General features: G+C 43.2%; 13 protein-coding genes. 5 read left to right on the top strand and 8 right to left on the bottom strand.

The genetic code is table 11. The annotated features are described in order from the left end of the window. Positions 1-18 precede the first annotated feature (18 nt). The 3 genes from QUB30_RS12460 (at position 19) to QUB30_RS12450 (ending at position 3262) form a co-directional block, all read left to right on the top strand. Positions 19-1386, top strand: coding sequence for an O-antigen ligase domain-containing protein (locus tag QUB30_RS12460; protein ID WP_333333591.1), 1368 nt, complete (start codon positions 19-21; stop codon positions 1384-1386). A 443-nt stretch (positions 1387-1829) separates the two neighbouring features. Continuing rightward, the gene (locus QUB30_RS12455) at positions 1830-2624 is read left to right on the top strand and encodes a WecB/TagA/CpsF family glycosyltransferase (RefSeq protein ID WP_333333589.1); all 795 of its coding nucleotides are present in this window, start codon (positions 1830-1832) and stop codon (positions 2622-2624) included. Positions 2625-2818: 194 nt separating this feature from the next. Continuing rightward, the gene (locus QUB30_RS12450) at positions 2819-3262 is read left to right on the top strand and encodes a DUF4079 domain-containing protein (protein WP_333333587.1); all 444 of its coding nucleotides are present in this window, start codon (positions 2819-2821) and stop codon (positions 3260-3262) included. A gap of 85 nt (positions 3263-3347) precedes the next feature. Here QUB30_RS12450 and QUB30_RS12445 read toward each other — a convergent pair whose 3' ends face one another. Next, positions 3348-4256, bottom strand: coding sequence for an alpha/beta hydrolase (locus tag QUB30_RS12445; protein WP_333333585.1), 909 nt, complete (start codon positions 4254-4256; stop codon positions 3348-3350). A 578-nt stretch (positions 4257-4834) separates the two neighbouring features. On the opposite strand from QUB30_RS12445, the gene QUB30_RS12440 reads away from it, so the two are divergent. Continuing rightward, positions 4835-4975, top strand: a complete 141-nt coding sequence (locus QUB30_RS12440) for a heavy-metal-associated domain-containing protein (RefSeq protein WP_333333583.1) — start codon at positions 4835-4837, stop codon at positions 4973-4975. Between the two features lie 36 nt (positions 4976-5011). Here QUB30_RS12440 and QUB30_RS12435 read toward each other — a convergent pair whose 3' ends face one another. The 4 genes from QUB30_RS12435 to ubiG form a co-directional block, all read right to left on the bottom strand. Beyond that, entirely contained in the window at positions 5012-5749 is a 738-nt protein-coding gene (locus tag QUB30_RS12435) for an alpha/beta hydrolase (RefSeq protein ID WP_333333581.1), read from the bottom strand. A 129-nt stretch (positions 5750-5878) separates the two neighbouring features. After that, positions 5879-6391: a flavodoxin FldA gene (gene fldA, locus QUB30_RS12430; protein ID WP_333333579.1), complete on the bottom strand. Its 513-nt coding sequence runs from the start codon at positions 6389-6391 to the stop codon at positions 5879-5881. 168 nt (positions 6392-6559) lie between these two features. Continuing rightward, positions 6560-6880, bottom strand: a complete 321-nt coding sequence (locus QUB30_RS12425; protein WP_333333577.1) for a hypothetical protein — start codon at positions 6878-6880, stop codon at positions 6560-6562. 709 nt (positions 6881-7589) lie between these two features. After that, entirely contained in the window at positions 7590-8435 is an 846-nt protein-coding gene (ubiG, locus tag QUB30_RS12420) for a bifunctional 2-polyprenyl-6-hydroxyphenol methylase/3-demethylubiquinol 3-O-methyltransferase UbiG (RefSeq protein WP_333333575.1), read from the bottom strand. A gap of 229 nt (positions 8436-8664) precedes the next feature. Here ubiG and QUB30_RS12415 point away from each other — a divergent pair, with 229 nt between their 5' ends. Then, a complete protein-coding gene (locus QUB30_RS12415) occupies positions 8665-9396 on the top strand; it encodes a TIGR04283 family arsenosugar biosynthesis glycosyltransferase (RefSeq protein ID WP_333333573.1) in 732 nt (243 codons plus the stop codon). A gap of 14 nt (positions 9397-9410) precedes the next feature. Here QUB30_RS12415 and QUB30_RS12410 read toward each other — a convergent pair whose 3' ends face one another. The 3 genes from QUB30_RS12410 to coaD form a co-directional block, all read right to left on the bottom strand. After that, positions 9411-10463 carry an acyltransferase gene (locus QUB30_RS12410; protein WP_333333571.1) on the bottom strand — a complete coding sequence of 351 codons (1053 nt, stop codon included), beginning with the start codon at positions 10461-10463 and terminating at the stop codon, positions 9411-9413. 351 nt (positions 10464-10814) lie between these two features. Further along, positions 10815-11501: a DivIVA domain-containing protein gene (locus QUB30_RS12405; protein ID WP_333333569.1), complete on the bottom strand. Its 687-nt coding sequence runs from the start codon at positions 11499-11501 to the stop codon at positions 10815-10817. Next, positions 11384-11962, bottom strand: coding sequence for a pantetheine-phosphate adenylyltransferase (coaD, locus tag QUB30_RS12400; RefSeq protein ID WP_333333567.1), 579 nt, complete (start codon positions 11960-11962; stop codon positions 11384-11386). Before coaD ends, QUB30_RS12405 begins: the two co-directional genes overlap by 118 nt. Positions 11963-12008: the final 46 nt, after the last annotated feature.

Here is a 12008-nt window from a genome sequence, read left to right as displayed (position 1 = left end):
TACTGCCAAAAAAGACCTATGGTTGCATTAATCCCACTTGCTATGTTCGGCTTTATTCCAATCGTTTTTTACCTGTTTGTGAGGTTTCCGGCTCAGCGGGCGGTAATTATCAGTTTTGTTGGAGCGTGGCTGTTTTTGCCGCAAGCTGAGTATCCCATCCCCATATTGCCGCCTTATACCAAAATCTCGGCAGCTTGCTATGGCATTTTGCTGGCGACTATTGTCTACGATACTGCGCGCATAACCACTTTTAAGCCCGGTTGGCTGGACGTGCCAATCGTAGTTTGCTGTTTGTGTCCAATTGTTTCACAAGTTACTAATGGCGGCAGCCCGATTTCTCCGACTTTCAACCAAATCATTACTTGGGGTCTGCCTTATTTTTTAGGACGCTTGTATGTGGGTAGTTTACACGGGCTGCGACAATTGGCGATCGGGATTTTTGCAGGTGGGTTGGCATACATTCCTTTTACTTTAATTGAAGGGGTTAAGGGCCCAATTCTGCACCTAATGATTTACGGCGTCAATGCTTTTGAAGACTGGGGTCAAGCAAGGCGTTTGGGGGGATGGAGACCGGTAGTATTTATGCAGCACGGTTTGATGGTGGGCCTGTGGATGATGACAGCCGCTTTAATCGGAGTTTGGCTGTGGCAAACTGGGACGCTCAAAAAGTTTCAGGGTCGCAACATCAAGACTTTAGCAATTATATTAACTATCGCTTTTTTCCTCTGCCGTTCTACTGGTGCCTACAGTTTATTTGCAATGGCGTTACTCGTATTATTTTCTGCCAAGTGGTTTCGCACGTCTTTGCCCCTGCTATTTATAATTGGATATATAGTGTTTTATCTGTACGTAGCTGCATCGGGTCAATTTTCGAGCCAAGACGTGATGGACTTCATCACTCCAATATTTGGTGAAGAGCGAGCCGCCTCTCTGAAGTTTAGATTTGACATGGAAGAGATATTGGGGGAAAAAGCGCGGCAAAGTTTTCTTTTTGGCTGGGGGGATTCCGGCGGAAACCGCGTTTACGACCAGTCCGGTAAAGATATCTCGGTCACCGACAGCTTATGGATTATTACATTTGGCATCAACGGTGCAGTGGGTTTAGTTAGTTTATTTTCTTCATTGTTACTTCCTGTTATTGTCTTTTGCGTGTTTAAATATCCCGCCAGAACCTGGTCTAATCCCAAAGTAGCGCCGGCTGCCGTCCTGGGAGTAGCCTTAACTATGTACGTGTTTGACTGTGTTTTGAACGCTATGACTAACCCGATTTTTGCGATGATTGCTGGAGGAATATCAGGTCTGGTCTTAAAAGCTCCCGAAAGTCTTAAGACCAAAAAAACCAGTTCGCCACCAAGAAGACAGTCGCTAGTTCACCAAAAATCATGATGATTTTCAGGGATGCGATCGCCGCTTCACTTCAAGCCTGAAAATATCTTGCATTTGCTGCATACAAAAACTATAAAATCTACCACTTTTTCCGGAAATCAACTTCGGGAGTTGCGCTATCTTTCTCACTTGCTCAAAATCAGTGTATTTTTTTTTACACTGATTTATAATGCTGCAAATATTAGCACGGGATTGTGTTTTTATTACAATCGTTTTCCGGGTTGTAAACACAAATTAGCTTTATACACTTTTTGCTAAAACGAGCTGAGTCTTTACACAATCTTTAAAAAGCATGACTGGACAGGTAGGGTGTACGAGGATATACTTAAAAAAGTATATTCACCGAAACGCCCAAGTAGTGAAAACACGAGGCTGTAGTGTGGGTTATAATAGTTTGAGTGTTTGAGTTGTAGTTTAATATAAAAGCTGGAAGGGAATCACAAATGAAAACAGTTAATTTATTGAATGTCTCCATAGATAACTTGTCCATCACAGAGTTGTTTGAAAAACTAGACTGCGAAGGTGGTGTCGTATTTACGCCCAATGTAGACCACTTGATTAAGTTGCAGTATGACCGCGACTTCTATGAAGCTTACAATACCTCTACTTATAGAGTCTGCGACAGTCAAATATTGATGTATGCCTCCAAGTTTTTGGGTACTCCTCTCAAAGAAAAGATTTCTGGTTCCGACTTGTTCCCTGCATTTTATATGTATCACAAAGATAACGAGAAGATTAAAATATTTTTGCTAGGAGCTGCTGAAGGTATTGCTAAGAAAGCCCAGGAAAAAATTAACCAAAAAATTGGTAGAGAAATAGTGGTTGAAGCACTATCTCCTTCTTTTGGCTTTGAAAACAATGAGGAAGAATGTGAAACAATAATTGACGCGATCAATAAATCAGGAGCGACAGTTCTGGCTATTGGAGTGGGAGCGCCAAAGCAAGAGAAGTGGCTGGTTAAATACAGGAGCAAGTTAACACACGTCAAAATTTTCTTAGCAGTAGGTGCAACCATTGATTTTGAAGCTGGTTGCAAAGCAAGATCTCCCAAATGGATGAGCGAAGTCGGCATAGAATGGGCGTACCGGCTGTTAAGTGAACCGAGAAGGTTGTGGAAAAGATATTTGATAGAAGGTCTGCCTTTTTTCCGGTTAATCTTAGAACAAAAATTAGGGTATTATAAAAGGCCTTTCATTGAGAGCAAAAGCAGAAAGCTAGAATGGGAAGGTGGCTCCTAAAAACTGGAGCGACAAATCTCTAGCGTAAATTAAGCTGAGTAGGAGAAAAATTGCGTTTGACTTCAAGGCAAGATAGATGCAAGCTGTGGATAGTCGGATCGCACGTTCTCTCAAAATAATTCATTTTTGCTTTCAAGTCCAGGTAAAATAGGAGTGAAACCTTTGTTGCAAATCCCTAATTAGGGATTTAAATCATGAATCTGCCTTCTTTTTTGTGGTTGTGGAAAATAGCGGCTTGGTCAATGGGTGTTTCCCTGTTAGCTTACCTGTTGCTGGCCGTTACTGGAACCTGGATGTTTGCCGCTCGCAGTACGAAACAGCCTCGCCCAAAATGGCTGCGTCCCTTTCATTTGGCGACTGGTGCGGGGATGGCGACTTTGGTAATTTTACTGCTGGGAATTGGTGTAGTCGGTACGCTGGGATACTACGGCAATTTGGGTCACTCGGCTCATTTACCGGCGGGATTAGCTGTTGTTGCTTTGGTGTTGGTTTCTGTTGGAAGCGGTTTGCAAATTGGCCCTAAACATCCTTGGGCGCGTCCCCTCCACATCAGCACTAATTTGGCTTTGTTTGTGGGATTTGTGACTGTGTTACTCACAGGATGGACGATCGTACAAAAGTATTTGCCGAAAGTTTGACACCTGTCTGTTTGACATCAAACTATACATACCAAATGCGGAAGATAAAACATATGTGTAAGGTGCGCCGCAGCGCACCTTACGTTTAAATGTTTGGCGTGAGTCCGCTTTTATTTATGAATTCTAAAATATGCTGCGCCGTAATCTCTGGCTTTTCTAAGTGGGGAACGTGCCCGCAGTCGGGTATCCAAATTAGTTGAGAATTGCCGATCGCCCTTGCAAACTTTTCCGCATCCGCCGTCCCCAAAATCCGGTCTTGTTTTCCCCACAAAATCAGCGTCTGCTGCTGAATTTGCGAGAGTTTATCCCGAAAACCTCCGTAACCGCCGCTTTTGGTAAATGCAATTAAAGCTTGATTCCAGTTGGGCATTTCCAAGTGCAAAGCAGCGCAAGTTTGAGCGTCTAGAGAAGCCAATTTTTTATCGAAATAAGCATTGATGCTAATTCGCTGACGGATTTTGGGATTTCGCAAAAATGAAGTTGCCAAATATCCTAAAGGAGGAATGAGAAATTTTCCCTTATTAGAAGTGACGGCAAAACCTGCACTGTCTATTAACACCAGTTTTTTGACAGCTTCGGGATGGGTGAGGGTGAAATCAATTGCTGCTGCACCTCCCATGGAAGCACCGACTAAGATTACAGGCTGCGAAATTAGCGTTTTCCAGAAATAGTAGAGGTGAGTGGCGATCGCCTTTTGACTAAATGCCAAACCCGCCCCTCTTTCTGTAAAGCCAAAACCCAACAAATCAACCGCCCAAGTTTCATTTTCGGCAGCCAGCAGCGGCAACAGGCGACGGAATTCAAACAGGGAACTGTCGAAGCCGTGAATTAGCACAATAGGGGTGTTTCCCCTGCCTTGGCGCACGTAGGTTGTGGCAATTGGCCCAGAAGATAGGGGAGTTGTAATTGCCTCTTGTTGAATGCTTTGCGCTAAAGCAATAGAGGTAGATTCTGTTAGCTGTGCGATCGATTTTGGGAGAAAACTTGCTGGCATAATTCTTGATAAATTGTGAATCGGTAGGGTCTGTGTCCCTGTACTCACCCTAAATATCTAAGTATATATGTTTCTTCGATCGCTATTTTAGGAGTTCGGGCGATCGATCCATTAAAATTCGATCGACACTTAGTATCCCTCTGCCCAGGCTAAGGCTGAGTTTCTTAACCTGAGGTTAATATACTTTATAATCGTTGCTAATAATTCCTGTTAAATTTATTATTACCTTCCTCTGCGTCAAGAGCGCCTCTGCGGTTCATTCAAAAAAAACTGATTAACAAATCTAATAAAATTAGCATACCATTTACTCAAACATCTGAATATACAGCACTTTTGGTCGTCGCAAGTGAGGTACATAGCAGAGGTAGTCCCTACGGGGAGCAAGAGGCGGGTGTACTTGATAAACGTGGAATCTGCTGTATGTTAAATAATCAGTCCAGGACGCACGCTTCCCAACAAAAAACCGGTCGATCGTTGTCACTTTCGAGCGTATACGACCAAATTACGTGAAGAAACCGCGTTTTTGCGTCCAAAACTGATAATTTAAAAAATTCTTCTAAAATCTCAAAAGAATATTGATGATAACTCAAACTTCATGCCTCAAAACCCTAGCAACTCAACTTGGCGGAATCAACTGGGACAACTGCGCCAAAAAAGTAGAAGCAGGTATGCAAAAATTGCCCGGAATTACCGAAATTAATCTGTCTTTGCCACATTAAGTTTCGATAAATTGAACAACGAATAGCAAGCTTCACCTAAAACTTAAAATTTAAAATTGCTTGGTGGCTGTGTACAGATAGCCAAAAATTAAGTATTTCTTCGCCCACTTGTTCTGGATAGAAGTGGTGAAAGAAATGCCTACCGTCTTGACATTCCCAAAGCCTATCGCCTTTTTTTAGAAATTCCGACCAGCGACGCATCACAACAGGAGATACCAGAAAATCTGTTTTGCTGCTGCATATTAACAAAGGTACTTCTACACCTCGGTCGCGGGGATTACTAATCCTAAATAAGGAGTGAGGACACGGAGAACAGGCTAAGTCATCCTCAAAATATGATATGAATTTTTGATTGATAATTTGATTTTGGCATCCCAGCATATCGCCTACTATTTGATTCAAAACTTGTTGGCGGCTCCAGGGAAAAGCTGAAAGATACGTATAGTAATGTGCTTGCCAATTAATAGCAGATGGCAAACCGACAGATAAAAGCCCCAAAGAACTTACTTTGTGAGGATAGCGGCGCGCATACATTAAACCAACTAATCCGCTGGTACTGTGGCCTATTAGATGAATTGGGCGATCGCGGAATGTTAAAAAATCGTGCAAAAGTTCAACAGCCATATCTAAAGAGCAAGCTTCGTCTTCAGTTTGTTGGTATTCCCATATTTGCACTGGTACAGAATCATTTAAGTAGGAAAGCAGCGAGCGATCGAAGAATTGCAAACTCGGACTTACACTTAACCAAAGTACGTCATCTGAACTAAATTTCATCTATTTTAAGTTTGTGAGCGACTTATTAACCATAATAATTTATCGGCTAGATTTTCAGGGCGGGTTGAGTCCGTAATTTTGATTGCCTAATATCATCTAATTACACAACTCACCCTGCTACCGTTCAGTCTACAAGCTAAATTCTTTCTTGAGTTGAGATACCCAAGATTTGATGCGCGATTCCGTCAGATCTGATTGGTTGTCTTCATCAATAGCAAGACCCAAAAACTTGCCATTAACGACTGCTTTAGATTCATTAAAATCATAGGCCTCTATCGGCCAATGACCGACTGTTTCGCCGCCTTGTTCGGAAATTTTTTCAGCCAGAATCCCCATGGCATCCATAAAATTATCCGGGTAGCCTTCTTGGTCGCCCGTTCCCACATAAGCTACTTTTTTTCCGCTAAAATCAATATCATATAGTTCGGTAAAAAAACCTTCCCAGTCGCTTTGCAGTTCGCCGATATTCCAAGTGGGACAAGCGATAATCAGACATTCGTATTCGGCAAAATCGTCATTTTCAACGCTGCCGATCTCGTGTAAGGTCACTATATCGCCGCCAAATTCATCCCGAATCATTTCAGCTACAGACTCAGTTTTCCCTGTTGTAGTTCCGTAGAAAAGACCAATTGCTTTTGACATTTTTACTCCGAAGGTGAAACTTGACAGTGTTTAAAATTTATTTTTTTTGAGTCAGGATTTGGCATTTCCTGCCTGCAATTCAGACAAAAACAGTAGACACGGTTGTGGCAAACCTGAGAAATTAAGGAGTCAAGGCAGCAAGGACACTGTTTTTTCATCGGGTTAAAGTTAAAAATTCATCAACCAAACTGACTCGCTCATATCCGGGTCGGCTTCGCAGTCAATTAGTAACAAATTTAGCGTCGTTTGTACTTTTAGACTGCGCGGGATGCCGGCGGGTACAAACACAAATACTCCCGGTTTTAAAGTGACTGTTCGCGAGCACACCGTGAGAGTTCCCACTCCTTCTAAGACGGCGAGGGTTACATCTTTGGAGTTATCGAGGTCAGGTATTTCGCAATTTCTACCCAAACTCATCAGTTTTTGGCTGTAGGCGGGTTGTCCGTCGCTGATTCGCGAGGCTGACGCGGAAACTATTGCTGCTGTCACGGTGATTGAACTCCAGGTACTGTTAACTTCCGGTCGTTATTGCAATTAATATTCAATAAGCTACCATGCAATTTACATAGATTGTCAAGCCTTTAATATTAAGATTTGTTACGAAAGACTGTCTGGCTAGGTTTACGCTCAGCGCACGCAGGCCGAAATGGAGACGGGGCGGTATTTTTGGGTTGTAGAACAGAGAAGCCCGATGGCTTAAGTTTAAAATTACTTGCTAATTATTTGCAGTTAGTTCGGGTAATTAAGTTTGTAGTGCGATCGCAAATATACAGTCCTGGACGCACGGGTTGTCATACTTCGTTGCAGCCCACAGAAACGGTAAAAAACCAAGGTCATGAGGCTTGGTGGGTTCAGAACTGATATGCAGTCCAGGACGCAAAAACCCGGTTTGTTGACGTAATTTGGTCATATACGCTCGATCGCGACAACGAGAAACCGGGTTTTTTTGGGAAGCGTGCGTCCAGCAGTGATATAGCAATTCTCAATTCTCCGCAATCTAGCATTAGACACAGCCTTACCGTGTCTAATGCCGAATATCTGTATTGCACTCAATAGAGTAAGGCGCTTGCTAGGCGCACTCTACAAAATGCAAGAGAGGCGAGTTTGAGACGGATTTGTCGATCGCCAAAATCCGTCTCAAACTCGCCCCTAATGACAACTGTTAACAGTCAAAAATCAACAATCAACAATTAACCGACTAATTTTTCGCCCCTACGCCAACATACATAATCGACGTATCCTCATTAATTTTGATTTTAAAGAAACCAGACTTTTTGTAATCAACATAGTTAGCTATATTAGAAATTAGCACTTGAGAAACTTGTTGGAAACTTTCCCGGGAAGGAAATAGCTGCTTTCCACTTGTAAAATTCCCCCAAAAACCGTGCATCTCGCCTAAAACAGCGCCCATTTCTCCCAACATATCAAAACCTTTAATTTCAATCTTCCCGAAACCCGTATCGCGCATTACGAAAAACAGTTCATCGGGGGTAACAAACTTTTCCCAATCGTGAACGCCCCGCCTAATCTCCTGCAAAATATTTTCCATCAGTCCAATCATCACAATTTGTGAGGAAAAAGTTCGGTTGATGGTATCAAAAAAGAACAGTCCCCCAGGCTTGAGAATCCTGTGAACCTCTGACACAACCTTTTTGTAATCGGCCACGTGTTCCAAAACATCCACGCAGATTACAACATCGAAGGTATTGTCGTCGTAGGGCATATTTTCGGCAAAACCTTGCCTGTAGTCAATCTCCAAACCGCTAGTAACTGCGTGGTTTTGAGCTGCTACAATGCACTTGTCCGATCGATCTATTCCAGAAACAATAGCACCTCTCTCGGCCATAAACTCGCAAGAAAAGCCGCCGCCGCACCCGACATCTAAGGTTTTCAGCCCTTGCCAATTAGTCGCGTGTCTGTCGAAAAACTCAAATCTGGGTTTATTTAGATGGTATAAGGCATAAATTTTAGCATTTTCGTCCCACCACTTATCGGCATTTTCCTCATAAAATTCTAAATCATTTTTTACTTCCGTTTTCTGCACGATTTTCTCAGTCCTAATTAGTGGAAAATATAGAGGGCGATTGCACTTTTGCCTGATTTTATAGGAATGACGCCAACCAACCCGGTTTCTGTGATAAATCCGAGGTTTCGTGACGAGTTCGCAGGCAGGAACCGGGTTTCGGAATCCGCGCGCATAAGTTGTATTTTCTCTAAAGTTGCGAATCGCCACAGCTTTTTATTATAATACTTTTGGCACAAAGTTCAACGAAATGGATCGCGTTTCTATTATCATCCCAGCCCTCAACGAAGCGACTTGTCTGGAACGCACCCTCCGCCAACTCAGCATTCTCAATCCTCCGGCTTGGGAAGTGTTAGTGGTAGACGGGGGCAGTCAAGACGAAACAGTGGCGATCGCACTTTCCGCCGCCACCCGTGTTATTCCTAGCAGTATAGCCGGACGTTCCGTGCAAATGAACTTAGGTGCTCAAGTCGCCACCGGTGAAATTCTGTGCTTTCTGCACGCCGATACTTTAGTTCCCGACGACATTGTAGCAGTCATCCAGAAAACATTGTCCGATGCCGAAATTGTGGGCGGCGGGTTTATCTCCCTGATGGCTAGTTCGCAGCAAACAAGATGGGGTTTTTCCCTCCACAATTACCTGAAAACTTATTACGCGCCGCTGTTATTTCGACCTCATTTATTTTTCCAAGGATTGCGCCTGCTGTTTGGCGACCAAGTTATTTTTTGTCGCCGTACCAATTTTTGGGAATGCGATGGTTTCGATGCTGCGCTGCCAATTATGGAGGAAGCGGATTTGTGTTTGAAGTTAGTGCGACGGGGGAGACTTAAGTTAGTCAATCGGGTAGTGGAAAGTAGCGATCGTCGAGTTGCAAATTGGGGCGAATTTAAAGCTATTGCGCTCTATCTTTCGATTGGTTTTTTGTGGGGTTTTGGCGTTTCCCCAAGGTATCTCAAGCAGTTTTATGAAGACATCCGCTGAAACACAAAATTTGATTAAATTCCCAAAATGTACTGCTTGTAATTTTTGGGTAAAACTTTTTCCAACAGGTAAATAATCGCCCAACAACCTAACAAAGTCCCCGTAACTAAAAAGCCGAGCTTCAGCAGGGGATTTACCGGGTCAATAAACTTATAAAACACTAACAACACATATTTCACTACTGTCGAATCCAGGAGATATATAGGGAATGAGTAAGCAGCCAATATTTTGACTAACCCAGATACTCTACTGGGAAGTGCGATACTCTTAGAAAATGCGAGGATCGATAATACGAACAAAATTGCGTATCCTTGAGCCGATAGTTTAAAAAACGATCGGAGAAACCATGCCTCCGAACTCACTCCACTTTTCAGGTAATATTCCCAAATACTAGCTAAATAAAAAAGGATCGTTGCCCCTAAAATTGGTATTTTTTTCCGTTCGAGAACGGGTTGAATTCTGTCATACGAGCCGCCCAAAAATAGACCAGTTGAAAATGGCAAAATCCAACTGAAAATCCAGCGCTCCATCAAAGGTAGAGGTATTGATATGTATTGGAAAGCGGTTAAGTAGAAGAAGATTGTAAAAATTGTTTGAATTGTTAAGCCCAAAGCCAAAACTTTTCTGGGTTCTAAAAATCTTAATTTCACGAGAAGCCACCACCAGCCGTAGCATTGAACAATCACAACGATGAAGTAATAGGGAGGCATCACTGAACCCGTCAAGATATCTCTGAGTAATGAAAGTAAATCAAATTTTTGGATTTCTCCCAAATTATTTAAGATGTACAAAGCTACTGACCAAAACAGATAAGGGGGTATAATTTTGGACAGTCTTTTTTTGACTACCAGTGCGGGATTATTTTGATTTTCCAGTTTGTTGGTGAGAAAAAAACCGCTCAACAGTAAAAATGCAGGTACGCAAAATAGTTGAAATGTATCGATCGCAACAAATAGAATTCTGCGATCTTTAAATGCCAAGAACCCAGCATGAGTAATCACAACACTGACGATCGCTAAAGCTCGGATCAAATCAAATTCAGCGAACCGATTAGAAACTTTTTGCATGGTAAAAATTAGATTGCAAAAATTTGATTTAAATTAGGAATTTTTTGTCTGATACGAAATCCGGGTTTGCTACCCCTTTTATCATTCGGCGGTTGAAACCGCTGCATAGAGTCAAACGAAGTCCGCCTCCGCAGACTAAGAGATAAAGGGGGTTTTTAAGCCGGATTTGGTATGAGGAGTACAATATCATAAAATGTTATATTTGCTCCTATGTTCAAAAAACTTATCTCGGCAAAAATAAGTCACCGAGTGCTGGAATTGAGGAAGAAAGACTATAAAGACTATTCAAAAAAAAATCTACCTAAATTAGGTAGATTTTTATAAAGGTTCAAGCAATGAGTTAACTGTTGGCTAACCGTTGGTGTGATGGATGTGCGACGCAGAAACACTATCCAACCGATCGCGCCCGTTGCGGATCACGCGCAGCATATCGCTCAGCTTGTGTTCGATATTATCTAGCACTTGGTCGGCATAATCGTCGGCTCCGTTTTGAATTTCCTCGCATTCAGCCATCGCCCTCACTCTCATCTCTTCCAATTCCTCTTGAGCCTGGTAGCGAATTTGTTCGACTTCCGCCAGCGTCGCCTGCTGAATTGCCTCGCAGTCGAGCAAAACTTGCTGCCGCAACTGATCCGCTTCTATCTTCGCCTGCTGGAGCAGGCCCATATCATTTAAAAGTTCTGCAGCTCGCTGTTCTGCTGCTTCTATCACTTCCTGGGCGTAAAGTTCCGCCTCTTGAAGCAAGTCGTCCTTGTGCCGGATGATTGTCTCGGCTTCCTGAAAGGCGATCGGCAAATTTAGCCTCACCAAGTCTAACTGATCGAGCAACTGTTCTTCATCCACCAGAGTGCGTCTGGTCATGGGAATTCGCGGGCTGTCGAGAACAATTTCCTCAAGCCGGTTCAATTCCCGCTGGATGTCTACTCCTGCGGTTCGGGTGGGGTCTCCGAAGGCGGATGTGTTCTGAGGTGATTCGTTCTCAGTGCGGAGGCCGTTACTGTCGGGTTCGATGCGAGTTGGTTCCTGCTGGCGTAACATTTGTAAATATCTAGGGCGACGTGTTTCGGAACAAGATGATCTACGGAGCCACCAAACTTGGCTATTTCTTTAACTACACTACTACTTAAAAAGCTGTACTCGTTAGAAGTTGCCAAAAAAACTGTTTCAATTTCACCCAGAAGGGTTTTATTGGTGTGGGCCATCTGGAGTTCCATTTCAAAATCTGTTAATACCCGGAGCCCCCGCAGCAGCACTTTGGCTTGTCGAATCTTAGCATAGTTTACTGTCAAACCCTCAAAACTGTCTACTTCTACGTTTGGCAAGTGTTGGGTAGAGCGCAGGATCTGCTCGATCCGTTCCTCTACGGTGAAGAGAGGGGTTTTGCTGGGGTTTCTGACTACCGTAACAATTACCCGATCGAACAGTTTGCAGCCCCGCTCGATAATGTCTGCGTGACCGAAGGTAATGGGGTCAAAGCTGCCTGGATAGATTGCAATCACGAGTTTGGCTCAACCGAGTGGGGGGGAGTGGGGGAATGGGGGAGTG

The sequence above is a fragment of the Microcoleus sp. BROC3 genome, from assembly GCF_036702515.1.
Lineage (GTDB): Bacteria > Cyanobacteriota > Cyanobacteriia > Cyanobacteriales > Microcoleaceae > Microcoleus.
Note: the sequence above shows the minus strand (reverse complement) of the source record. Positions and strands in the feature narration are given on the sequence as shown.

Bases quoted from the DNA above. Each gene is read 5' to 3' on its own strand.
- QUB30_RS12460 (WP_333333591.1), top strand. From the start codon at position 19: ATGGTTGCATTAATCCCACTTGCTATGTTCGGCTTTATTCCAATCGTT.
- QUB30_RS12455 (WP_333333589.1), top strand. From the start codon at position 1,830: ATGAAAACAGTTAATTTATTGAATGTCTCCATAGATAACTTGTCCATC.
- QUB30_RS12450 (WP_333333587.1), top strand. From the start codon at position 2,819: ATGAATCTGCCTTCTTTTTTGTGGTTGTGGAAAATAGCGGCTTGGTCA.
- QUB30_RS12445 (WP_333333585.1), bottom strand. From the start codon at position 4,256: ATGCCAGCAAGTTTTCTCCCAAAATCGATCGCACAGCTAACAGAATCT.
- QUB30_RS12440 (WP_333333583.1), top strand. From the start codon at position 4,835: ATGATAACTCAAACTTCATGCCTCAAAACCCTAGCAACTCAACTTGGC.
- QUB30_RS12435 (WP_333333581.1), bottom strand. From the start codon at position 5,749: ATGAAATTTAGTTCAGATGACGTACTTTGGTTAAGTGTAAGTCCGAGT.
- fldA (WP_333333579.1), bottom strand. From the start codon at position 6,391: ATGTCAAAAGCAATTGGTCTTTTCTACGGAACTACAACAGGGAAAACT.
- QUB30_RS12415 (WP_333333573.1), top strand. From the start codon at position 8,665: ATGGATCGCGTTTCTATTATCATCCCAGCCCTCAACGAAGCGACTTGT.
- QUB30_RS12410 (WP_333333571.1), bottom strand. From the start codon at position 10,463: ATGCAAAAAGTTTCTAATCGGTTCGCTGAATTTGATTTGATCCGAGCT.
- QUB30_RS12405 (WP_333333569.1), bottom strand. From the start codon at position 11,501: ATGTTACGCCAGCAGGAACCAACTCGCATCGAACCCGACAGTAACGGC.